This window comes from Natronoarchaeum rubrum (assembly GCF_024494695.1).
On the sequence record NZ_JANHDP010000002.1, the window covers coordinates 81157 to 103998 of the forward strand.

Annotated in this window: 20 protein-coding genes and 1 pseudogene; 12 read left to right on the plus strand and 9 right to left on the minus strand. The window is 56.2% G+C overall.

Annotated features, from left to right (window positions below; all coding sequences use genetic code 11):
* Positions 1 to 348: 348 nt before the first annotated feature.
* A complete protein-coding gene (locus NO931_RS20965; protein ID WP_510629978.1) occupies positions 349 to 600 on the minus strand; it encodes a DUF8028 family protein in 252 nt (83 codons plus the stop codon).
* A 213-nt stretch (positions 601 to 813) separates the two neighbouring features.
* Between NO931_RS20965 and NO931_RS04635 the strand changes: the two genes are divergently transcribed.
* Together NO931_RS04635 and NO931_RS04640 are read left to right on the plus strand one after the other, a co-directional pair.
* Positions 814 to 936, plus strand: a complete 123-nt coding sequence (locus tag NO931_RS04635) for a hypothetical protein (protein ID WP_256391471.1) — start codon at positions 814 to 816, stop codon at positions 934 to 936.
* Positions 936 to 2174 (plus strand): RNA-guided endonuclease InsQ/TnpB family protein, encoded by a 1239-nt coding sequence (locus NO931_RS04640; RefSeq protein ID WP_256391472.1) that lies wholly within the window; start codon positions 936 to 938, stop codon positions 2172 to 2174. Before NO931_RS04635 ends, NO931_RS04640 begins: the two co-directional genes overlap by 1 nt.
* 240 nt (positions 2175 to 2414) lie before the next feature.
* Here the strand turns inward: NO931_RS04640 and NO931_RS04645 are convergent, their stop codons facing one another.
* Together NO931_RS04645 and NO931_RS04650 are read right to left on the minus strand one after the other, a co-directional pair.
* Complete coding sequence (locus NO931_RS04645) at positions 2415 to 2594, minus strand: hypothetical protein (protein ID WP_256391473.1); 180 nt, start codon at positions 2592 to 2594, stop codon at positions 2415 to 2417.
* A 671-nt stretch (positions 2595 to 3265) separates the two neighbouring features.
* Positions 3266 to 4496, minus strand: a pseudogene (locus NO931_RS04650) (phage NrS-1 polymerase family protein).
* A 747-nt stretch (positions 4497 to 5243) separates the two neighbouring features.
* Between NO931_RS04650 and NO931_RS04655 the strand changes: the two are divergent.
* The 6 genes from NO931_RS04655 (at position 5244) to NO931_RS04680 (ending at position 10189) form a co-directional block, all read left to right on the plus strand.
* On the plus strand, positions 5244 to 6101 hold the full coding sequence (locus NO931_RS04655; RefSeq protein WP_256391475.1) for a DNA-binding protein: 858 nt from the start codon (positions 5244 to 5246) through the stop codon (positions 6099 to 6101).
* Between the two features lie 118 nt (positions 6102 to 6219).
* Complete coding sequence (locus NO931_RS04660) at positions 6220 to 6402, plus strand: hypothetical protein (protein WP_256391476.1); 183 nt, start codon at positions 6220 to 6222, stop codon at positions 6400 to 6402.
* Between the two features lie 121 nt (positions 6403 to 6523).
* Entirely contained in the window at positions 6524 to 7144 is a 621-nt protein-coding gene (locus NO931_RS04665; protein ID WP_256391477.1) for a DUF6735 family protein, read from the plus strand.
* A gap of 647 nt (positions 7145 to 7791) precedes the next feature.
* Complete coding sequence (locus NO931_RS04670) at positions 7792 to 8193, plus strand: hypothetical protein (RefSeq protein ID WP_256391478.1); 402 nt, start codon at positions 7792 to 7794, stop codon at positions 8191 to 8193.
* Positions 8194 to 8460: 267 nt separating this feature from the next.
* A complete protein-coding gene (locus NO931_RS04675; RefSeq protein ID WP_256391479.1) occupies positions 8461 to 9384 on the plus strand; it encodes a transcription initiation factor IIB in 924 nt (307 codons plus the stop codon).
* Between the two features lie 349 nt (positions 9385 to 9733).
* On the plus strand, positions 9734 to 10189 hold the full coding sequence (locus NO931_RS04680; protein WP_256392037.1) for an SWIM zinc finger family protein: 456 nt from the start codon (positions 9734 to 9736) through the stop codon (positions 10187 to 10189).
* A 4-nt stretch (positions 10190 to 10193) separates the two neighbouring features.
* On the opposite strand, the gene NO931_RS04685 is transcribed toward NO931_RS04680, so the two are convergent.
* Positions 10194 to 10733, minus strand: a complete 540-nt coding sequence (locus tag NO931_RS04685) for a hypothetical protein (protein ID WP_256391480.1) — start codon at positions 10731 to 10733, stop codon at positions 10194 to 10196.
* Positions 10734 to 11043: 310 nt separating this feature from the next.
* Complete coding sequence (locus tag NO931_RS04690; protein ID WP_256391481.1) at positions 11044 to 11931, minus strand: DUF8172 family protein; 888 nt, start codon at positions 11929 to 11931, stop codon at positions 11044 to 11046.
* Positions 11932 to 12624: 693 nt separating this feature from the next.
* On the opposite strand from NO931_RS04690, the gene NO931_RS04695 reads away from it, so the two are divergent.
* Positions 12625 to 13530 carry a DNA-binding protein gene (locus NO931_RS04695; protein WP_256391482.1) on the plus strand — a complete coding sequence of 302 codons (906 nt, stop codon included), beginning with the start codon at positions 12625 to 12627 and terminating at the stop codon, positions 13528 to 13530.
* Between the two features lie 634 nt (positions 13531 to 14164).
* Here the strand turns inward: NO931_RS04695 and NO931_RS04700 are convergent.
* Both NO931_RS04700 and NO931_RS04705 read right to left on the minus strand, forming a co-directional pair.
* Entirely contained in the window at positions 14165 to 15442 is a 1278-nt protein-coding gene (locus tag NO931_RS04700) for an RNA-guided endonuclease InsQ/TnpB family protein (RefSeq protein WP_256391483.1), read from the minus strand.
* 148 nt (positions 15443 to 15590) lie between these two features.
* Positions 15591 to 16109 carry a DUF7342 family protein gene (locus NO931_RS04705; protein ID WP_256391484.1) on the minus strand — a complete coding sequence of 173 codons (519 nt, stop codon included), beginning with the start codon at positions 16107 to 16109 and terminating at the stop codon, positions 15591 to 15593.
* 241 nt (positions 16110 to 16350) lie between these two features.
* Between NO931_RS04705 and NO931_RS04710 the strand changes: the two genes are divergently transcribed.
* The gene (locus NO931_RS04710) at positions 16351 to 17808 is read left to right on the plus strand and encodes an ATP-binding protein (protein WP_256391485.1); all 1458 of its coding nucleotides are present in this window, start codon (positions 16351 to 16353) and stop codon (positions 17806 to 17808) included.
* Between the two features lie 117 nt (positions 17809 to 17925).
* On the opposite strand, the gene NO931_RS04715 is transcribed toward NO931_RS04710, so the two are convergent.
* Together NO931_RS04715 and NO931_RS04720 are read right to left on the minus strand one after the other, a co-directional pair.
* Positions 17926 to 18093, minus strand: a complete 168-nt coding sequence (locus NO931_RS04715) for a hypothetical protein (protein ID WP_256391486.1) — start codon at positions 18091 to 18093, stop codon at positions 17926 to 17928.
* A gap of 481 nt (positions 18094 to 18574) precedes the next feature.
* Entirely contained in the window at positions 18575 to 19738 is a 1164-nt protein-coding gene (locus tag NO931_RS04720; RefSeq protein ID WP_256391487.1) for an outer membrane protein assembly factor BamB family protein, read from the minus strand.
* A 160-nt stretch (positions 19739 to 19898) separates the two neighbouring features.
* On the opposite strand from NO931_RS04720, the gene NO931_RS04725 reads away from it, so the two are divergent.
* Positions 19899 to 20588 carry a hypothetical protein gene (locus tag NO931_RS04725; RefSeq protein ID WP_256391488.1) on the plus strand — a complete coding sequence of 230 codons (690 nt, stop codon included), beginning with the start codon at positions 19899 to 19901 and terminating at the stop codon, positions 20586 to 20588.
* Positions 20589 to 20736: 148 nt separating this feature from the next.
* The gene (locus tag NO931_RS04730) at positions 20737 to 22740 is read left to right on the plus strand and encodes an excalibur calcium-binding domain-containing protein (protein ID WP_256391489.1); all 2004 of its coding nucleotides are present in this window, start codon (positions 20737 to 20739) and stop codon (positions 22738 to 22740) included.
* Positions 22741 to 22842 lie beyond the last annotated feature (102 nt).

Consider the following 22842-nt stretch of genomic DNA (forward strand, 5'->3'; position numbering starts at 1 on the left):
TCGCATCGAACGATACCGATGCATCACCCGAAATGATAATCCGCTCGTTGACGCCGATAGACGGCCGCATTCGCTCGTCTGCAAATCCGTCTGTCTCGCATTCTCCCCAACTGGGCAGGTTCACACACGCCCTCGAAACCTCCAATATCTCCTCTCTTGCGGGGGTGTGAAGCCGTGTGTGGAAAATCAGGCCGAAGAATGAGCATGCGCTAGTGATGTGCTCGACCTATGAGAACGAGCAGTGACGTAACTACAGAATGCGCCACACGCTTTTCAGTGTGTGAGTAAGACGTTGCTTGGAAATTCCACTTCGAGCTGCGACCGTCCCAGCAACGACCCAGTGGTAGGTCACCGAGGTCGGTACGTGTGTCCAGTGATGAGGACGACGAGATTCAATGCCACAAGTGACATGAAGACACCAATCTGTGCGTCTGTCTCGAGTCCCCGTCCAAGCAGTGGCAGATACAAAAACGGGAGACAGACTGCACTCCAGAACGACAGCACACGCAGCGGTTTGACGATCAAGAAACGGAGTGTGCCTGTCTCCTCGCTCCCCGACCAAACGCCAGAGAACCGATCACGAAGTGCAGCAAAAGCCATCAGTAGTTCACATACTATAGTTCTCCTATACAAACAAATAGTTCGCGTAGACTACAATCGATGTTTTAGCTGAATCGAGGCGCTAAGCCCCCTTCCTCACCGAGCGTAGGGAGCAGGGAGGGGATACAGCGCCGCTCGTTTTTTATACACTCTATTACGGCAGACTCACGTTCCGCAAGACTTATGCGCATAAGCACGCATAATGCGTATGTCGTGAGACGGAAGAATATCACCATTCGAGAGGACCAAGCCGAGTGGGTTGAGGAGAACCACCTGAACCTCTCGTCGTTCGTCCGTAGTCAACTCGACGAACTCATTGAGGAACGCGAGAGCTGATGTACTACGCCTACAAGTATCGTCTCGAGCCGTCCGACGCCCACCGCGAGGAGTTGGACCGACATCGCGATATCTGTAGGCAACTGTACAACCATACCCGCTACCGCCTCAACGAGTATCGAGAGAACCACGGCAAACTGCCGTCCATGACCACACTTCGATCGGAGCTCCCCGACCTCAAGAAGTGGTGGGTCTGCCTCTCGGACGTGTACTCGAAAGTTCTCCAAACCGTCGTCGAACGCCTGTTCAACAACCTCAGTAGTCTTTCTGCGCTCAAGCAGAACGGCTACGGCGTCGGGATGCTCAAGTGGAAGCCACCGCGCGAGTTCCGCAGTTTCACGTACAATCAGTCTGGCTTCAAGCTCGACAAGAAGGGCGGCCAGACTGTGTTGTCACTCTCGAAACTCGCGGACATCCCGATCCGGCTCCATCGAGAAATACCCGACAACGCCGTACTCAAGCAGGTTACGCTCAAGAAGGAACCGACGGGCGAGTGGTTCGCTACGTTCGGTGTCGACGTTGACCGAGAGCCACCGAAGAAGCCCGACCGTCCGAAGACCGTCGTCGGGATCGACGTGGGTATTCTGAAGTACGCCCACGACACCGACGGCCACGCGATCGAATCGGCCGACCTCTCGGACGAACGCGACCGACTCGAGCGAGAGCAACGGAAGCTTTCACGCAAAGAGCACGGATCGAGCAACTACGAGACACAACGCCGTTGCGTGGCCGAATGCCACGCCGATCTGAAGAACAAGCGCCGCGACTTCCTTCACAAACTCTCGGCGTACTACGCACGAGAGTACGATCTCGTCGCGGTCGAAGATCTGGACGCGAAAGGTCTGGTCGAGCTTGACGGCAACTCACGGAACCGTGCCGGAGCAGCATGGGGAACGTTCCTTCGAATGCTCGAGTACAAGTGCGAACGCGACGGCACGCATTTTGTCGCGGTCGATCCAGCCGGAACGACCAAAGAGTGTGCGGCGTGCGGTGTCTCGACCGACAAACCGCTGTGGGTTCGCGAACACTGCTGTCCCTCGTGCGGCTTCACCGCCGATAGGGACTGGAACGCAGCGTGGAACATTCTTTCTCGCGGTATCAAGCAGGTAGGAGCGGGACGCTCCGAATCAACGCCTGTGGAGACTGCGCTCCCTACGGGAACCACTTCAGTTCCTGCAAAGCGCGTCATCGAAGCAGGAAGCCCCATCCTCAAGGAGCGAGCGCAAGCGAGCGAGTAGGGTGGGGTAGTTCACTGATGCTCTCGGACACAAATGACGTACACGGCGCCACACGTTCGGTCGTTCGCGGGACGTGATGAGTTCAGATTGCTCGTGGATGATTTGACGCGTGGCGAACGGGTACTGCTGTTTGTTGATGACGCTGTGTCTGGAGCACAGAACAACCGGTGTCAACCAGCCAGTGTCGGTGAGCGCTCTACTACGACCGAACTCTCCGAGCGATTTGAACTGCTCAGGTATTCACTCCGTCGTCTCCACCGGCGTGACCTCCTTCGCCCCACATTCGGGGCACTCCCCCTCGTGTGTATTAAACCGGGCATCACAGTCCTGACACCGGTAGGTCGCGTTCTCCTCGGCAGTTTCCTTCGCAGTCTGTTTGAACTGCTCGACCTGACGCCCGAACTTCTCGAAGAGTCCCATCGTTCTCTACAATGAGCGGTGCAAGAGGGATAAGCATTCACTGGGAAAGCGTCCAGTCGATTCGGATCCCGCGTTCTGGCAGCGTCAGTCTGTTCTCTCTGGAAGTATTTCGACTCAACTCTGGGGATACAGGGCGCCTCTCTTGTACGGTAGTAGCTCACAAGTTTGCTAGTGGGTTCGTTAGATACAGGGTGTTCACCTATCGAGAGAGAACTGCAGGATAAACATTACAATGAACGCAGTAACTGCACCTGTGAGACCAGACTCAATCGAGGAACCACCAAGGACAACAAATCCGATGAATGTCCCAACTGCAATTGCGATAGGACGGCGAATACTCTGCATAGTTCTGTGTTCTTTCCTATTACTGAAAGTGTTCTGTAACGAGAAGGTGATTCGCGGGAAGACTCCATACGCGCCCTGTATCTAATTCTGGAGGTCAGTTCGCTGCGCTACGTATTAGCCGATTCACTTGCGGATAGATGAAATGAACACGACACTCGTGAGAGATACAGGGATCCACCGGCCCTTCTGATTTCATTGATTCAGTTACAGTGTATCCGACCCGTCTCAACAATACATCGTGAATCTGCTGAGTAGCCAGCTCATTCGATTACCAGTACACAAAGGGACCCTTGGGGACATCCCAGATTGCTGGTAGTGCCATGACCCTACCGAGCTTGCTCGTCCCGACCGAAGAGCCCCCAGAACCGCTCTCGGAGTGACTGGGTCCTGGTGGTCTGATCTTCGAGCTCGTCTTCAAGCTGCTGGCGTTGGGCTCGTTCGTCGGTTAGTTGTTCTGCAAGACGATCACGCTCGGTGGTGAGCTCACGAACTTCGGTTTCGAGACGTTCGATCGTTCGGAGTCGGACGTGTTCTCGCGTTTCGATCCGCTGGAGTTGCTCATCCGTGACGACGCGCTGGTTCGTCGTGGTAGCAGACGGACTGGCGTCGACGTCACTCCCCGAATCACTGGGAGTGTAGAACTCCGATGTCACGGCGATCGCCCGCTCGATCGTCTTCTCGCCGTACGTACTCCCATCGCCGAAATGGACGTCGTCCCATTTTGGGCGGGCCAATCCAGAGCGACGAACGAGCCGGTCCATCTGCGTTGGGTCACCACCACTCCAGAAGGCAATGATCGAACAGAGTGCGAAATCCGCCTCTGAGTGGCTTTCGTAGCCGCTTGTGTTGCCGCCGAAGAGACGCTCAAACTTCTGACCGTTTGCTGCCGCCCGTGCGTTTGCTATGAGTTCGTCGTCGGTGAGCGCTGCGGATTCGGCTGGGGCGTCGCCAGTCGGATCGGTGGTATTTGACGAGGTGGTGTCGGCGTCTGTAGAGGATGTCTCTGTGGCAGAAGCAATGTGCTCGTGATAGATGGTTGTGAGTCCGTCTGAGCGAGGATGAACGTCTGTCGGCGTTGAGTCGACGTGTGCTCCCGTGACGGTGAAAAAGCGGGCTGTCTCGTAGCATTCGACGTCACCTCGTCGGTTCCGATCGCCAGGAAGCGTTCCCTCGACGATCGTATGGACGCCGGTGCCCGAGGGGCTGATCTCGGTGAACGAGTCGAGCGCCTCGACGATCGATTCGGCCCAGGGTTCGAGTACTCCTGTGGCTGGATCACGGCAGTCATCGAGGTCGACGCCGACGAGTGGGTCCTCATTGGTGAAGACGAAGCCAACTCCTGCTATCTCACCGTCTGTGGTCGCTGCATCTCGAGCGGTCTCGAAGGATGTCCACGTCGAGGGATCCGTCGCCGACGCGAACTGGCCATTCGTCGGGACCACCGGGATCTTGGTATTTCTTGCCCTCTCGCTCTTGGACGCGCCAGCAGACCCACTGGTCGCGCTCTGTGAGCGCTGTGGGGAGTTCCGAATGATCTGGGAGTGAAGTGATGCGCATTGAGTCGAGTTGGCTGAGAGGCGCGTGAGGGCCGCATAGGCATTTCGCTTTGCTCGCTTGCGGTGGTCTGGGTTCTGGGGTCGTGGCTTGGATGTCGTGGGATGGGGAGTGTGACTCAATGGGGTGACTAGGGAGATAGATGCGGAGACGCAGAATGGTACTGCCGTGCTTTCTGGATCAGTACCGGTGACCACGACCAGCCTGAAAGCCCCCGGTGCGCTCGACGGCTGCGACTCGTTGTGCTCCTCGCTCGCAGTGCTCGCTGTGGTGCTTACGTCGTCTCGCTCGTCGAGCGCACCGGCCCCTTTCGATCCCACCCCGTGGAGTGTGTGGTCTACTGTCGGTCGTGTACGTCCGGTGTGTGCGCTTCGTCCGCCCGCTCGCCGTCACGCTCGGCCGGACCGTCGCTCGCGCTCTCCGGACGCCAGCGGGTTAGTCAGGCGGTTCCTGCGCGCCGTCGGCGCTCGGAACTCGCCAGACTAACTCCGCTGGCCACTCGGTCCGGCTGAGACGCCAGGTCACTCACTCCGTTCGTGCCCCGAGCCTCACCTCGCTTTGCTCGGTGAGCCGGCGCGCGGTCTTGATTGTGGGGTCGCTCGTGCTCTCGCTCGCGCCCAGCGAGCTGGGCGAAGGCGCGAGCGAGAGCGTAGGAGACGATGTGTCGGAGAGTGTTGAGTTGTGACTCATGTAGGAGTGAGTCTCGGAAAAGACGCGGTAGGAGGCGCGCCTCCGGAGTGTATGACTCCAATGAGTACTACGAACGAAATCGGTAATGAGCTTTCGGTTGCACAGGCAGTTGAACAAGACGAAGAGCGGTTTGCGGTCGATGAGGAGTCGGCGGAGCTACGGCCGAGGGTGGAAGCGGAGATACAGGCAACGGTAGATCTGAATCACCCCGATGGGGTGGGACGGGGACTGACACTCGAAGCCGAAGAACGACTGGTGGCGCGTGAGTGGGAGATCGGGCGGACGCGACACCGGATTGATCGAGGTCATGATGCAGACCGGGAGGCACGGACGAGAGATGTGGTCAGGCAGGGAAGTCAAGAGCGACGCGAGACGTTCCAGAAACGGGCGGCAAGCGTGGATCCGTGGGCGGATCCAGAGCGAGGCGATCCGAGGACAGAGCTGTCACGGGAGGAGTTGGCGATGGTGAACACCCAAGCAGGGCGGTTGAGCGAGAAACTCGACGGCTGGACGCGGGCGGCGATCAGTCGGCGGTTGGCTGAGCGGATCGCAGACGGTGCGGATGTGTTGGGTGCGGTCGTCGGGGTGTTCGAGGAACTACAGACTGCCAACGGACACGTCATTCCAATCGCGGCGGTGGATGAGGTGAATCGAAGCGAGGTGAGTATCGAAGGCAGAGTAACGAAACTGTGGGAGCCAAGCCATCGCAGTATTGCTCAGGTTGGGTTACTTGAGGATGAGTCGGCGAGAATCAGATTCACGGTATGGGAAAAGAGCGAGCAACCGATCGTCCGGGAAGGAGAGACGGTCACGTTCCGAGGTGTGGCCAAGAGCTGGTACGAGGGCCGATGTTCGGTCGCGCTCACAGGGTGGAGTCGCGTCGGCTTCCCGGATCGGCGAGGACGGACGCTCAAGTAGCAGAGCTGAGCCCCATTCAACATCATTTATTACTTTACTAAGGACGAAACAGCCACTGTAGTAGGTTGCATACTTACCGAAAAGAACTTGTTGTAGAATTTACTATTCCTGGCAGTGTATGGAAGAGATCTCAATCACTCAGCTAGCGACGCTCTGGTTTGTTGTCCTTATATTCATACAAACAGGTTCTGGAGGCGGTGGCGGAGTTCAGATGGCCATCGGAATCGTTGCTCTTCTTCTCATGTATATTCTGCCAGCCATGATTGTCCTTCTCACCGTTCTGCGACTGGCCAATAACTAATTTAGCTGCACTTGGAGAGCAACGATTCGAGACGTGATCGTGACAGGAACTTCCAGCAGTGCTCCCCGGATTTTTGCGCCCCTCACGGGTGCGGGGCGCAGTGCCTTGCAGGAATCACAGAATGGGACATAGAGCACTCCTAGCCTATGAACGACCGGAAGAATCGTACAACATTCATTACTCTCACTGGGGCGCACTCAACCTCCAGTTAAAACACGACATCGACGACGAGACGCCCTTCGGAGGACATGACGTCCACGCCGAGTGGGCAGCCGAGATCTTCGAGCAAAGTTGTGGGCAAGAACTCCCCAGTGGTCTCCTCAAGAGCGATGAGCGACCTCGAACGACGGTCTATCCAGACCCAGAAGCGACTGGCCTCACCAAAGAAGAGATCATCACCCAACACCTAGATTTCGAGTATCACGAAGCATTCTATGTGGTGACGACCGAGTTCGACATCACAGCGTACCGGACGCTCTGGTTTGGACTCCAGCACGTCTGCGAGCGCATCAATGATGGCCCGAAATTCGGGAATGGGGCGCTCCAGACGGTGCGCTGGTACGACGGCGAACCCGTCGGGGATGGACCGCTCCGTGGACGTTTCGAGGCGCTCAAAGACGTCGTAGGTGATCTGATCGACGACGACGTTCTCACCCACGACGAGGCGATCGAGTACATAATCGAGAAACTCACCGTCTGGTGTGGCACAGAGCAGGAGTTGGTCGTGCGGACGCCGAGCTAGCGCTCCTACATTGTATCTGCGCCTGCAGGGGTGCAGGCGCACTCAATTCGTGCCTGTCTGAGAACCCGTGCATACTTCTAGTCAAAAGCAGATCGACGACGCAGAACAGGCCCTCGAATGGTGGCTCGTGAGCAACGCAGAAGCAGGCATTCCAGAGCTTGCCCTCATTGAGGTGCTTCGGACCTACGCAGAGACCATCGAACAACTCGGCTACGTTCCGCGGTCGTGGGGCCCGACCCAGCACGTGCCGTACCCGAAAGCGGGTGATGGCCAGCGATGAACGCCGTCCTTCGTGTACTCCTTGTAGGCTGGAATCGAGCGAGTTCGTTGGTATGTGAGTGTCGCCACTGTGGGACAACCGTCCTAGATGAGAATGAAGCGTGCCCCGCTTGTGATCGAACAGCAGTTGTCGTGTACGACGTTTCCTGAGTGGGTTGGTACAGGGTACAAATCTCCCACAACAGCAGTCCCCGGGTGCGGGCAGTGGAATCGTTAGATACAGCCTGTAGATTCAGCGAAGTATCTTAAATAACTGTGGGCGTCACGAGAGACGGACTAGTCAGTGTCGTAGAATGCAGCCAATTTGGATGAACGGGCTCAACTCGTGTAAGGAAAGTTTATGTTTTCATCGTTCGTGACTGCAATTTGTGTCCGAACAGCCCTCCAATACTGAGATAGATATCGGACTTATCGTCCAGACAATATTCGTTCTCGCGGTGGTGATCGGCATCCCTTCGGCGTTTGCGCTCGATGGACAACTCCGCTCTCTCGCTTTCATAATCATAGGCGTCCTGCTGCTCGTGGGCTTTCTCGTCGTCGGTTACCGCCACGCACGCCGACAGAACTCTCTCCATCAGCACGTCGCTTTTTTAATAGTTTGGTTCGGTGGTATCGCTCTAGCGGACCGGCTCGAACGCACAGCAAGCGGCCGCCTCCCAGAGCCGATTCCATACCTCTTGGCAATAGGCGTCACGCTCGGTGCACTGTGGATCGGTTCACGGCTTGCCTACGGAGGTGCACTGACCCGGGCGCTGTTTGGATCAGACTGAGACTTCACGGTGAGGCTGAACTGGTCAGTCGAGGTCCGGTCACTCCCAATACAAGCGTTCTCTGTCGTATTCGCGGATCTACCTCACAACTGTTTCACCGAGGATTCTGTCTAACTAATAGGATCTCAATGGACCCATCTCTGGTCTATTGACTGCCCAACGAGTGGTCTGTTTTCTTCTGCGGACGCTCCCGCAGAGAGTGTATTGTCCCCTCAACGGGTGAGGGGACTCGCTCGAAGTGGGCTCCTCGAAGATTCGGTGAAATAGATGGCAATCAGTGATATCTACGAGACGGCGTTCGACGAAGATGTACAGCAAGAGACGACCACGAACCAGTGTCCCGAGTGTGATGGACGAGTCACGACGAACACGGTCGAGACGGTCTGTGAGGAGTGTGGTCTCGTCATCGACGAGCAACGGATCGACCCTGGGCCGGAGTGGCGATCGTTCGACAAAGATCAACGAGAGCGGACGGGTGCTCCCCTGACCGTTGCACGCCACGATCGCGGCCTCTCGACGGAGATCGGGCGAGGCATCGATGCGAAGGGGAATGGACTCTCTGGTCGAAAACGACGACAGCTCCGTCGGTTGCGGCGTGAACAGACGCGCGGGAAGTGGCAATCGAAAGCAGACCGCAATCTCGCCCACGGACTTGGCGAAGTGCGGCGGATTGCCAGTGCACTCGGCCTGTCCGAGACGATTCGTGACCAGGCGTGTGCTCTGTTCCGAAGTGCTCAGTCAGAGCAACTCCTTCGTGGACGATCGATCGAAGGGATGGCTGCTGGGAGCGTCTACGGGGCGTGTCGGTGTAACGGACTTGCTCGAACGCTCGACGATGTCTCGAAGGTGGCGCAGGTGACGCAGTCGAGAGTGACGAATTGCTACCAGACGCTGAACGCAGAACTCGGCCTTCCGGCGAAGCCAGTGACACCAGGCATGTTCGTTCCTCGGCTCGCCTCCGAGCTCGGTATCTCCGATTCGGTTCGTCGACGTGCCCAAGCGCTTGCAGAAGTCGCGGAGGACGGGCAGATTACCACGGGTGTGAGTCCATCAGGATTCGCCGGCGCGTGCATCTACACGGCTGCTCGTGAGTGTGAACAGGTGTTAACGCAAGCGCAGGTGGTGGCCGTTGCGGACGTCTCGCCGGTGACGCTGCGAAAGCATCGCAACGCGCTCGTAGAGACGTACTAAGTCGCGGGAGTTTTTCCAGCACTTGTGGGCGGACGCTGACGCCGTCTCGGTGATTGAGTTCAAGCGGTGAGAAGCTGGTATCTGTGGAGATTCGAGGTCGTACGTCGACGTGTGGACAGTGGTGAGCCGAGCGTTCCCGTTATAGACGTCGATCGTTATCCCACTGGGAAGCAATAGGCGAAGTACTGCTCGTTGCTGCCCACGTCCTTTCACAGCCTTGGGTGCCTGCTCTTTCGACCTAGCTCAGGTTGCTACCACGAGACTCTGACAGAGTGTGCGTTCCGCTGGGAGTGTATTGTGCCCCTCACGGGTGCGGGGCACTCACTTCAGTGTGGCCCTGCTGAACGAAATGACTACTCCAGCACTTGCCCGACTAGAAACGACGAACCGTGTCCGAAAACGTGCCCAGTACGAAGCCTTCGAGTTTTCCGTTGACCAGGAGGGCGTCCTCATCCGAAATGGAAGCTACGCCGATCCGGAGAATCACGAATACCTCGTAACGGTCACAGACGGCCTGCCAACCGATTGTGAGTGTCCAGCCAACGCGAACTACGATGGTGCGTGCAAGCACCGCGTCGCCGTCGCGATTCGACGACCGGTTCTGGATGCACTCGAGAACCTACGCCAGACGCAAAAGCCACACTCGGCGCTCCTCACCGATGGTGGGTCCCAAGCAGACACAGCGGATGGCGGCGAACAGGGAGAAGACAACGCTGCTGACCCCGCGTGTGATTGCGCAGCGCTCCCCGAGGGGTTTCCTTGCTGGGAATGTGTTCGGACTGGACGACGTGAGCTTCCGCAGTAGTGGACTACACTTCTGGTGGTTTCTCGATGGACTGGTCAACCAGTGTTTGGATATCGGAGACTAAGGGATGTGCTTGGGGCAGATGATCGAGGACCCACTTTAATCGTGACCAGCGGAGTAACCCAAGATCCCCCTGTCGTACAAGCATTCCCAGATTGACCGCTGGTGGGTAATAGCCATCTGCCGAAGGGGAGTACTCAAGAACCGTTACCTCCGTCGTATCCGCACTCAAGACACCATTTGACTCGTGGATTGGAAGAGACATGAGGACCTCATCGATACCGTTGGTTGTGGGATCAAGCGTGTCGGTCTCGCAGTGTGAGCACCGCGCTGCATCGAGCATCCAACACTCCGGAATGTCGAGTGTTGCTTGGAGCTTCGGAAGATCGGAGATCCGAAGTGCATCGTACATCACCCGGTTGCTTGCGGTGATCTCACGACCACAGAGATCACATTGGAATGGGCCTGAGACGGCTATCTCCTCACCATAGAGTTGCTCTGTGAGCAATGTGCGTTCTTCGGGTGGGATCGTCTGTGTCTTCATTATCACTCGTTTTGATGGCGTGTGCTTACGCTTTTTCGAGGGTTGGAGGACATGTCTTTAAAGAGAGGTGGAGGAAGGTATTCACCTTCTACGCTGCAGGGGTGTGAGACGATTGTCCGTCCCGAATCAGGATCCACACCGCTTTCTAAGACGAACAACAAAGCCCAGCACTAGGTTTATGCCGTCTGAACAGGTTCTTTCTACTATGAACCTCGAAGAGACTGTCGACTACCTCGCAGAGGAGTTCGACCTTGAGCGAAGTGAACACGTTCGCGAGGTCGGTCAGTCGGTTGCAGAGCTTCGTGACTGATCAGAACATTTCTCTGAAGTCTCGTTCGACAAGTCCTTCCTCTAGGTACGTGCTGAACTCTTGTTTCGTTGGTCCTTGATGATCGAGCAGGTCGTCCCGTTCTGTACGATTTAGCACTGCCTGAGCGAAGTCCGTACAGTGCGATTCGTGCTGCCTAGCATACTCTGAGAGGGCCTCACGCCAGTGCATATCCAATTCGAATTCGGCTAATCGGATTTGGATCCCGTCTTTCCGTTCGACGAGGTCGATGTCCAGCTCTTCGAGCTTCTTGAATCGGAGGTTGTTCCGACGAACAGTGATGAGCCGCTTCGAATCGACGATGTAGGGATCGACCCACTCTCGCCAAGTGTCATCGTCGACGTGTGTTTGAGGCATCTCAAAGTCTGGCTTCACACTCTCGATGCAGAATTGGAGCATCGCGATGCTGGTTCGATGATTCGCATTCGGGAGGGAATGTCGGAGAATCAAATTCGACATTATTTCTCCAGCGACGTTCGGAAGTGGGGCTCCCCAGGAGACGTGATTGAGTGCCTGTTGAATCTTTTGCGGTTCAAACTCCTTGTAGAGCTGGAATTTATGCTCTTCTCGAACCTCTACAGCGGCTTCGAGCAATTCCACTAATCGGAATGCTACAACTTGCCCAACACGAGGGAGGTCACTAATACGATCCCTCAGCCATTCCTGATCGAAGTCGATCTCTTGTGCTGATTCGATTTCTGAATCCCCCTCGTAGAGTACATAGATCGGTGTTTCAAAGGGATACCCGATGAGCTTTGTCGACTTGTTGGATTGCTCTCGCTGAGATCGGATCTCTGCTATCGACGCTGAGCTAAATTTGAGTGATCGGTTTTCGTCCTGTGGGTGGTGATAGAAGACGAGCCGCGCCATCTTATTGTGTATTTGTGGGGAGTCGGTAAAGCAGTCCTGTTTTCCACCAATGTCATCTCTGTTGTTGTGGACAACAGCATCTCGTGGAGGTCGATGTTGCGGGTCGGCCTTTGGACTGTTCTCGTTACAGCGGAAATGACCGATAATGTCGTCGATCCTCTAGTGGAGTTGCTCAGTGTTTGAGGCATGGGGTTACCACTTCAAAAGCCCCTGGCCCGATCGACCGCTCCGGGGCTCGCTGTGCGCCTCGCTTCGCGTCGGTGCTTACGTCGCCCGGGAGGGACCGATCGCGCCAGCCCCTTTCAGTCCCACCCGTGGCGGTTGTGTCAGGTGCTGGAGTACGGCCCGCCCCGCTCGCCGCAGTCGCCCGACGCAACGCTCGCGACTGACCATTCCGGGTGCGCCGAGCACGCTCGGCGTACCGGGCGTATGGCTTCGACGCCAGCATTAAGCGCGCTTTCGATCCTCGCAAGCTCGGACCGGAAACCGGCTTAAAGCTGGACGCTCGCGTCGGGCGAGACGGCGCGCGGTACTGGGTGGGTGGTCTCGATAGCGCGCACTGCTCGCGCCCAGGGGCGCTCGCGAAGGCGCGAGCAGCGCGCGCGGATGTGTGGTCGACGATGAGAGTCACGGCTGGGGAGTCGTGGTGTTGGAAAAAGACGCTGGGTAGGCGCCTTCGGAGATTGGCACTCCATGAGTACTAATTACAGTACGGTAGATGAAGTTTCGGTTGCTGAACAGACGGACGAGTACCAGACGACGGTGGACGAGTGGGCGGACGAAGCGGCGGACGAGTGGGCGAGCGGAGCGGCGGACGAATGGGTCGTTGATGAGACACCGGAGCTGCGGGCGAGCGTCGAGCAGGACGTGCAGGCAACAGTCGATTACGCGGATGATCAGGAGATCGACGGGCGGCTGTTCGGGCAGACGCTGGCAGCACAGGAGCGACTAGAAGCGAGAGAGTGGGAAGTCGAGCGGACGCATGAACGGTGGGATCGGGGGCGGTATTCGATGCGGGAAGAAGAGACACGCGTTGTGGTGAGTGAAGGACGAGAGCGATTTCGTCGAGAGTTCCAGCGGCGTGCGGCGAGCGTGGATCCCCGGTGTGATCCGGATGCTTCCGATCCCAGAGCGCGACTGAGCAGGGAGGAGTTGGCGATGGTGAACAAACAAGCACGGCGGGTAGAAGCGAAGCTCGATGGGTGGTCCAGAGCGGCGATCAGTCGGCGGTTGGCCGAGCGCGTCGTCGATGGGTGTGGTCTGCTGGGTGCGGTCGTGGGCGTGTTCGAGGAGCTAGAGCAGGCGGCTGGGACGGTAATTCCGATCTCGGCGGTCGAAGAGGTTGACCGAGGTGAGGTGAGTATTGAAGGCCGCGTGAAGGTCCTCTGGGAACCGTCTCATTCTGCCATTGCGCAGGTTGGGTTACTTGAGGATGATTCGGGTGTCTGTAAATTCACGGTGTGGAAGGCTAGCGAACAGGCGTGGATGTCTGAGGGAGAGCGCGTCCGGATTCGCGATGCAGCTAAGAGTTGGTATGAAGGACGTGTCTCGTTAGCGCTGACTCGACAAAGTGAGGTCTACTTCCCAGATCGGCAGTAGCGAGGGTCAGTTCCTCTATTTTTGGAAGCATCCAGTAGAATAGGGTAAGACGGTTACAGCCTCCAACACGAAGGTAGCTGACAAACTTGACGACTACTTTGAGTGCCGATTGGCAGTGTTCCGGAGACACTCACTGTAATCGATCAGATAGTTGATCGAGAATCGTCCACAGAAGCCGAGAGGGCGTCTCTACTGAGAAAGAAACTGACTCGTACTCGAAGTCGTCGCCAGGGCCACTCCGCTCTTGGAAGTGAGCTTTCTCGTCGACATGAGGATTTGGCTCGCGATGGAATCCACAGTCGTATCCGGTGCTCTCGCTGTAGTGAACGGCGAACTCTGAATCCTCCGGAGCTGGCCACCAAGCAACCCTGAGCGTTGCACGCTCAGCGGCGCGTCCGAATGCCGATGGATTGATGTCCGCACGAAGTTCCCGGAACTTCCCATCAGGGATGCCCTGTACGTCTTCGATCGCAGGATGTCGCGTTAACTGCTGTCGTAACTCCCGGAGGATTCGGTGGCGTTCTTGACCGAGATCCCGAGACGAATCGCGGCCACCGTCCGTGATGAATGGCGGTTGCAGTTCGTTCGCTCGAGTTCTCATGTTGGTGCAGGGCGATTCGTAAACTACCCTACCCTACTTCGCTCGGTCTGACGACCTCGCTCGTTGAGGGTAGGGCTTTCGCGTGGACTCCTGTTCTATGCCACCGTCCGTAGTAGCAGGGGGGACGTACTCCCCACTCACGTTCAGCGTCCCGCGATTCAAGCGCACGTCTACTGGTGCGCCTCCGTCGGCTGCGTTTTGCCTCCGACGGAGATACCGGAAACCGATGTTCTTCGCCGCGTTGTAGTCCGCGTGGTTCTGATACCCGCATTTCAGGCACTCGAAGTGCTCGCCGTCGCGGTTATCCTCATGAGTACAGCCACAGGTCGAACAGCGTTGGGAGGTGTGGTTCGGCGGGACTTGCACGGCTTCGACGCCGTACTCTGCCGCCTTGTATTCGACGTATTGGAACAACCGACGGAACGCCCAGACGTGTGGCCACGTCGCCTGCGGGATGTTCTCGCGGATGTGTGTTAGGTCCTCAAAGACGATGTGCGAACAGCCGTATTCGACGGCTTCCTCAATGAGTTCGTTCGCTACGCCGTGGAGGTATATCTCGAAGCGCCCGTACTCCTTCTGACCGACACCTTCGATGGCTTCATGGGCGGCTCGCGTTCCGGTCTGTTGGAGCGAGCCACGACGCTTCTCGTACTCCCGACGCCAATGGTTAAACTCATCGGCGGACCAGAACGTACCGGTTGATGTAACAGCGATGTTGTTCACCCCGAGGTCCACACCGAGGACTGTTCTGTGCTCGGTATCGGGTTCAGGGTCGTCGGCTTCGACCTTCTGCATGGACGCATGAAGGAACCACTCGCCTTCACGATGCTGTAAGGTCGCCATGCGGAACTCGTAGTCCTCGTCATCGAGGTACGTCCGAGGGTGACGGTCGGGGTCGCCGGGAAGAATGTAGACACACTCGACCCGTCCGTTGACGGTCGAAAGCGAAACGTGGTCGCGGTAGAATGTCGCGCTTCGTTTGTCGTAGACCGCACTATCGGAGGAGAAGTAGGGTTGTGACGTTCGTTCACCGCGCTTCAGTCGTGCTACGCCGCTCTTGATGGCTTCGACCGCCCTCCGAACCCCTTTCTGAACAAGGTTCGCGGTAAGGTCGGTTTCGTCCCGTAGTTGGTCGTACAAGGCACGTTCTGCTTTGGCCTTCGAGGTAACGTGGTATCCGTCGTCGCCGTGCCAACACCATTCGCTCGCAGTGTTCGCGCAGTGTTTGAATTGCTCGACCGTCTCGTGGAGGGACGAATCGGCGTTCTGAGGCACGTCGAGCTTGATTACGGCGGTACGGCGGTATTCCACGACGATTCACATAACGTGGCGGTGTTACTTAAATATTCGGGAGTAGGGCTGCCGGGGAACATTGCTCGTTGCGGAATTGTCGGCTCCTCCCCTTCCTACTCCGTTCGCTCCGCTCACTCCGTTGAGGAGGGGGCCTCCGCCTCGAAAGTTAGGTGAACTCGCCGTACCGTTCTAACGCGTCTTCGATGAGCGACAAGCGGTAGCGAGTGTGCTCCCAATCACTTGCAACGTGTCGTCGCTCTCGGGATTCTTCGGCTGAGAATGAGTCTTCAGCCGTCTGTTTCCGGACCTGCTCGGGGCTACTGGCATCGAATTCAGCCTGCCAATTCTCGATGTCCGATTTCAGTTCCGTGGCGAGTGCTGCGAGGCTATCCTGATCGTGTTCATCGATGAGTGCTCTGACCTCTCGAGTACGGACGTATACTGGGTCAGGGAAGTACGTCGTCGCACCACCTTCAGCGTCTGCTGTCAACACGTTCAATTCTACGAGCCGCTGGAGGTGACGCCGTGCGGTGTTCTCCGCGACGAGCGCCTCATCGGCGATCCACGATGCAGGACGGGGCTCAGCTACTGTGAGTGCAACACTCTGGACTCTGTCGAAGCTGCTGGTGTGTTCTTTCCAGGCCTCATCTCCAGGTGTTTCTGTTGGTTCGTCGTCCGTTTCCATACCCATCCTACCTGCTCAAGACGTATAATTGTATCTCTGAGTCTAATTATTGACCTGCTCAGAGTAGATAGGGCTACACTGTAGGTTTCAACAATTCACTCCTCGAAAAGTAGGGGCTCCGAGTATTGACCAATGAAGTTCCCTCCTTTGGGATGATATTGAAAGCTCTAACACCCAACTCTTGACTGATATTGTTGACTGCAGTCAACAACATTATGCTGTTCCAGTCTCACGAAGGGGTATGGACGAAGCGAATCTACTGGCTCTGCTGAATCGGATGAATCTATGGTGGGGGGGCGAAGAGGTTCAGGAATCGTTGAAAAAGGCGGAACATCGTCGACGCGACTTCTACAAGATCAGAGAGCGATTGATGACCTCTTCGCGGCCGATAATGACAATCCGTGGCCCTCGGCAAGTAGGGAAAACAACGCTCTGTGGCCAATTGATTGAGTCGCTACTCACCGAGGACCAAATTCCTAGTGATCGGATTCTGTACCTCACAATAGAAAACAGTGCGATCCTCTCGAATCCAGAAGGGGTAATCGAAGAAGCCATCGAGACGTTCAAAACTAATATCCTTCAAAAGGACTTCCGGGACGTAGATGGGACGGTCTACATTTTCATCGATGAAGTACAAAAGACATCGAATTGGGCAGATACGCTGAAGTATTACACTGATACATACTCGAATCTCCAGTTCGTCGCCACTGGTTCTATCAGTACCCTAATCAAGAGTGATGCGGGTGATACGCTCATCGGCCGGATGGACGAACGGGTTATGATGCCGATGAAATTCATCGAATATGTCCGATACGAATCCGTTATCGACGAGGAGACGGTTTACGACGAGTCCACTGAACTACGCTCCAAGCTCGAAGAGAGCGTAAAAGAGGGTGACTCAGCGGCACTCCGTGGTGCACTCTCACGATTCTTCGGTGTCTATGAGAATAAGAAGCCACAACTGCTGCGGTTAAAAGACGAGTACCTCCTGAAAGGGGGCTACCCTAGTGTTCTCAACGAGAGTGTTCCCAACTCGTACCCCGTTTTGGATACCGACCTACGGAACACAGTCACTGGCGATCTTGCAAACGTGTTTCAGGTGGAAACACCAGAGAAAGTGCTACGAGTTCTCTCTCTGCTGGCCGCCTCCACGGGATCAAAAGTGAGCAAATCAAGTATTGCGGAGGCGGCAGATCTGAGCCGACAAACGGTTGACGCATATCTGGAGCACTTAGACGAGTTCTATCTGATCAATCGCTGTCCGAAGTACAGTGGTTCAGAGTACTCTTCTGGCGGCCTGCCGAAAATCTATCTGCAGGATGTTGGGGTCTATAACGCGCTAAACGGGACTCTCGCTGAATCAACGTTAGAGAACCCGGAAGCAATGGGGCCGATTTTCGAGACGGCGGTCTGCGATCACACTCGACGACTACAATTCTACCTCTCGAATGCACAGAACGCGGACATCTCCTATTACGATTCTGGCGGCGAAGTCGACTTTGTTCTCGATGGAAACGAGTATCTCATTCCGATCGAAGTCAAGAATGGCGACTCTACATCACAGTCGTTGCGGGGGCTGAAGCGATTCCTAGAGGAACGCAACGCCGAATTCGGCATCTGTGTTAATAATTCAGACGTACTTGATAATGAAGATGGTATTATACACATCCCTGCCTGGATGTACTTCTTCCTCTGCTAGCTGTCTCTGTCTGGTGTGTCGCTCAGAGAGCTTCAACAAAGTACGATCATGTTCCATTGGAAGAAGGTGTCCTTAGATTTGACACTCAGTTGTCTGCCGATACAGTAGAGAAAGGTATCACTCTGGTGTCCCTGAGAACACTCCTGTCAGCACGACGGCGGTACCCGCCAGTCCGAACAGGAAACCCACCAGTGGATACGGGTACACTCCCTCGAAGAATACGGCGAGAAGCAACCCGACGAGCGTCATCTGTACACCAAGAATCCCCGATTCTATTGTGTTCACAGTGACACGTATTTGTCGAGACATCAAAATGCTTCGGTCAATTCGCAGATCTACCGAACAGCGATCTCGATAGGGCATGTGTTGGACGAAAGAATCCCAACAGAGCCGACGAAGTTTATAGAGATTAGGCGAGAAAACCCACGACTTTAGTCGTGGGATGGATCGCCGAACGGTTCCCAAACACTGTAATCGATGGGTTTGAATGCCCATACCACGTATCAATGATTGTCGTTGCGATGATTCCCTATCGTGGACGATTGTCCGAAAACTGGCAGTTGACTTGGCGTCTGCCTCATCAAAACGTAAGCCTTCGGATACCACAACCGACGTAAAATAATCAGATAACTCCGAGTCCTTCACGGGATAGGAGTAACGGGGGCGTGGCACTCACATCGGCGTGTCGGGTCGTAAACGTAAGTTCCCAAACCAGCGCATTGCGGTGCGGGTGTGGGAAGCCCACGACTTCAGTCGTGGGAGGATGTCACGCGGCACTATCTTCGTAGATTTCGACGCGACCAGTCTGTTCTTCGGTCTCCTGAATCCCCACACTCCACGTTCCCCCAGTCCCTGAGAGAGCCCCGACTGCCGGGCCTACGTTGTAGGTGTTCTCCCAGATCACACCGCTCTCTTCGACGACGTAGATCTCTCCATCGGTACGAACCGAAGCGAGAACGCGGGTGCCATCTTCATTGACGCTTATATCTTCACCAGCTACCGACCCGATTTCGGTAGACCACTGTTCGTCACCGGTCATACTATCGTACGCCTGGATAACTCCCTCAATAGTAGAGTTGATTACAGTACTCCCATCCCTAGAGATGTATGGCCACCCACCGGCTAGTGGGTCTTCCCAGCGTAGTTCTCCATCGAGATCAAGCGCAAAAATTTGCCCATCCTCGGTCCCAGCGACGACGCATTCGGACTCGGCATTGATTTGAGTGGAGATGACGTTGAGGTCGGTTTCGTAGGTCCATTGCTGGTCACCCTCGCTATTGTAGAGCATCACACCGGGCGTTCCTGCTTGCTCTACTCCGTCCGTCCAGTATTGGGTTCCTCCAACGGCAATGGCTTCGCCGTCAGCGGTGATGTCGACGCTGCTTGCGGCTGCCTCGTCGAAGTTGTCTCTCCACTGTTGTCCGTCCTCAGTCGCAAGCATAACGCTTCCCTGACCATCTATCGGAGACGAGACAGACGCCATCGTCGCGTCCTCGGTTGCCATCGCGATGTCCCACAGGCCCGGATGTTCGATAATCGGTCCGTCCTGGGTTGTGAGATCAAGCGATCCGTATATGTCCGCGTCCATCCACGCAAGCGCAGCCGTGTTCGTAGCTCCCTCAATCTGAATGTGGGAAATCCCCGAGCTCATCGTAAACGGGAGGAGTTCTGATTGACGGTTGGCGTCGTACATAACGAGATCACCATTACCGAAGCCGAATAGTACGGTGTCGCCCGAGGCTGAAACGTCTGTGACGAGGCTGACTGCGGTGTATTGGTCCTGTACAACTTGCTCGACACTCGTCGGCTGTTGCGTCGACGCGGTAGTCTTTCTGTGAGTTCGTGCTGACGCACCAGCTGTCCCTGCGACTGTACTGCCGGCGATTAGGGAGAGGAGTGCTCGTCGGGAGTGTTTGCTATCATCTGCCATGGTTCTTCCTCACACGAGCGACCTTGTAAGCGAGTGTTCGGCATCACTAGGAATACGTTTGCTATATCGGCGTTCGCCTACCGCGTCACTGTTGACGGGCAACTCTTACAGTCTCACACCTGTCTTTTTGCGGCTTCGGTATGCTGGTAGGTCGTGTACGATGACCGACGAAGAGACGACAGCTGAAATGGATCCGATCGAGCGTGTCTCCTCAATGCTTGCGTCGGTCATGGCAGACGACTCGTCGGAGTCGGAGGTCAGGAGGGAGCAACTCGTTCGTGAGGCTCGCAACGAGCTCTCGCGGTGGCTCGACGAGCGTCCACCGACAGACCATCTTGAGCGGCTTCGGGAAGCAGCTCGGGATCGCTGGGACGACAAGTGGACGATCGACGCACGGCACTACGCCGATGGCACGGTTCAAGCCTGGGCATATCACAGTCGACGTCGACTCGATGTAAACGAACACGACTTCGGTGATGATGCTAATGTCTTCGAACAGGAGGGTCTATGGATCGGCCCCGATGGGGAGCGTGTCGTTCAGCGAGAGCACATCCGAGGAGAGGATCGGGAGACGATCGAGGTCCTCGAAGATACGCACGGTCTATTGGAGCCGTCGCCGTACGAATGGTTCACCAAGGATCCCGATGGACGCTGGCACGCCGTGATCGAGTTTCCTGAAACGGACGACTCCGATGTTTCCATGGGTGACTTCGATCATCGCGAGCAACTCGCGTGTGGGGTAATGTTGGAGCCTGCTGACCAACTCGAAAAGATCTCCAATGCTCCAACGGATATTGATGGAGCGGACGTCTGTGATGCGTGTTTGACGACGCTTGATCCGGAGTCGTGACTAGCGGTCCAGGGTAGCTATTCACCACGTATCGGTGTATACGTCGCTACTACTGTTCTCTGGCTAGCGCCCAAACATCAGGCAGGCTTGCAAGATATCTAACAGAGATGTAACATCGGGTTTAGGTGTCGTTGTCGGAGCTCTATCCATGTGCAGTGATACCAACCAGCAGCGCATAGCTCGAATTGCAGCGATCATCGTCGTGACGTTCGTAGTTCTGGCAACGATCGGTGCTGGCCTTACGCCAGCAATCTTGAACCCGGATCTGGATGCTGACCAAGGCGACGAGAAGACTGCCCTAACCAACACCGTCCAGGAGGAGGACGACGAGTTCCCGCCATCGACAGACGACGTTACGGATCCCGTCGTCGATTACGATAAGATCGATCTCAACGTCACGCTAACGAACAACCGCAGCGACAACGACTCGCTCGACTATCGTCTCGTCGTCCTCGGTGCGATCCAGTCCACGAACGACACTGCTTCGGGGACGGTTTCCTGTGAGGACCAGACGTGTGTCGTCAACGGCACCCTTGATGCGGATGACCGTGCGGCCTATCGCCTCTCTGGTGCCATTGTCTCGGTATCACCGGATGACGATCTGATCGGGGAGTTCAACAATGGTTCTCTCGAAGGAAACGCATTAGAGGGACTCGGCATCGGCGCTGTGTACTCTACTGGAGATGATTCGGACAATGACGGTGATGATGATGGCGACACGAGCGTAACCGTGGATGTGGACTCCTCGGCTTCCGCAGCAGCGTCGGCAGTTGCAAATGCTACTGTTGGTGATGATGGAAACGGCGACAACGGGGGCCCCAGTGAAGACCCGAACGGAACGGACAACGAGAGTCCGACCGTCGAGTCGATCAATTACGTGAACTGCTCCACTATCCGGATCGAGGGCAACGGTACGGTGGATCGGATCGACTACAATACGGTTGGCTATGACGAGGGGGGACTCGATTACCGTCGTCTTGGCGAGAGTGACGTCGAACTCCCATACGAACTACAGCGGGAGGAGCTCGTGATCCAAAATGTCGAAGTATCTCATGACGGCGAGGAACTTGCTCAACAGGAGAATCCCGACAATGAGGCCTGTGTCGAAGAGCTTCGACAACGAAACAACGAAAGTTACGTAGAGGACATCACGTTCGATGGGTGTTCTGCCGCTGAGATTGAGGGTCAGGGAGACGGGTTCAGCTACACTGTCACGACGGAGTACTACACTGAAGATGGAATTGCCACGGACTCGCGGACCGAAGAGAACGTTACGCTTCCAGAATCGATCTGGATCGCTGTCGCGTACCCTGACTCGTCCGCCTCGACGAGAATCATCTCTGAGATAGCGGTAACCAATTCGGCTGGAGACGTTGTTGCTGAGGCCTCTCCCCCAGACTATGATGCGTGTCGGGAGCGACTCGGCGAGGAACCTCCACCACGCGATTACAATTGTGATGACTTCGATACTTGGGAGGAGGCGAACGAAGTCTACGAAAACTCGTCTGGTGAATACGGTCTCGACGGAGACGGTGACGGCATCCCCTGCGAAGACCTGCCGGGAGCGCCGGACGACGGGAATGGCGATAACGGTGAGGACGAGGACTACAATTGCGAGGACTTCGAGACCTGGGAAGAGGCAAACGAGGTCTATGAAGACTCTCCCGGAGAACACGGCCTCGACGGTGATGGGGATGGAGTTCCCTGTGAAACCCTCCCCGGCGCACCGGACGATAGTGAAGACGACACTACTGCAGAGTCCGATGATGAGGACAGCGAGGATGAATCTTCTTCGACGAATGGCGAAGAGGACGGTGAGAGTACTGATGAGGACAGCGACGGTACCGATGATGCTACTGACGACGGCGACGAAGATACGGAGACTGGAGATAGTACCGACGAAGGTGAGGGAGATGGAGAGAATGGGGATGGTACCGACGAGAACGATGCAAACGGCACTGACGAGGATGACGAAGGGAGCTCCGAGGAGGATGATGAGGCGTCAGAGGACGATGGGGACAACGGAGAGAGCAACACCGACGACGAATCATCTGAGGAAAACGGAGATAGTGAGGAAGGGAACGGAGAGGAGACAGATGAAACGATGACCGACGACAGCCAGAGCGTGCTCGTATCTGCTGGTGGTTCTTGAGACTGCTGACAGTCCAAAAGCCCCTGGCACGATCGACTGCTCCGGGGCTCGCTGCGCGCCTCGCTTCGCGTCGGTGCTTACGTCGCCCGGGAGGGATCGATC

Coding starts and splice junctions, on each gene's coding strand:
- NO931_RS04685 (WP_256391480.1), bottom strand. CDS start 10,733: ATGAAGACACAGACGATCCCACCCGAAGAACGCACATTGCTCACAGAG.
- NO931_RS04655 (WP_256391475.1), top strand. CDS start 5,244: ATGAGTACTACGAACGAAATCGGTAATGAGCTTTCGGTTGCACAGGCA.
- NO931_RS04680 (WP_256392037.1), top strand. CDS start 9,734: ATGACTACTCCAGCACTTGCCCGACTAGAAACGACGAACCGTGTCCGA.
- NO931_RS04660 (WP_256391476.1), top strand. CDS start 6,220: ATGGAAGAGATCTCAATCACTCAGCTAGCGACGCTCTGGTTTGTTGTC.
- NO931_RS04640 (WP_256391472.1), top strand. CDS start 936: ATGTACTACGCCTACAAGTATCGTCTCGAGCCGTCCGACGCCCACCGC.
- NO931_RS04690 (WP_256391481.1), bottom strand. CDS start 11,931: ATGGCGCGGCTCGTCTTCTATCACCACCCACAGGACGAAAACCGATCA.
- NO931_RS04645 (WP_256391473.1), bottom strand. CDS start 2,594: ATGGGACTCTTCGAGAAGTTCGGGCGTCAGGTCGAGCAGTTCAAACAG.
- NO931_RS04720 (WP_256391487.1), bottom strand. CDS start 19,738: ATGGCAGATGATAGCAAACACTCCCGACGAGCACTCCTCTCCCTAATC.
- NO931_RS04710 (WP_256391485.1), top strand. CDS start 16,351: ATGGACGAAGCGAATCTACTGGCTCTGCTGAATCGGATGAATCTATGG.
- NO931_RS04705 (WP_256391484.1), bottom strand. CDS start 16,109: ATGGAAACGGACGACGAACCAACAGAAACACCTGGAGATGAGGCCTGG.
- NO931_RS04665 (WP_256391477.1), top strand. CDS start 6,524: ATGGGACATAGAGCACTCCTAGCCTATGAACGACCGGAAGAATCGTAC.
- NO931_RS20965 (WP_510629978.1), bottom strand. CDS start 600: ATGGCTTTTGCTGCACTTCGTGATCGGTTCTCTGGCGTTTGGTCGGGG.
- NO931_RS04730 (WP_256391489.1), top strand. CDS start 20,737: ATGTGCAGTGATACCAACCAGCAGCGCATAGCTCGAATTGCAGCGATC.
- NO931_RS04695 (WP_256391482.1), top strand. CDS start 12,625: ATGAGTACTAATTACAGTACGGTAGATGAAGTTTCGGTTGCTGAACAG.
- NO931_RS04675 (WP_256391479.1), top strand. CDS start 8,461: ATGGCAATCAGTGATATCTACGAGACGGCGTTCGACGAAGATGTACAG.
- NO931_RS04725 (WP_256391488.1), top strand. CDS start 19,899: ATGACCGACGAAGAGACGACAGCTGAAATGGATCCGATCGAGCGTGTC.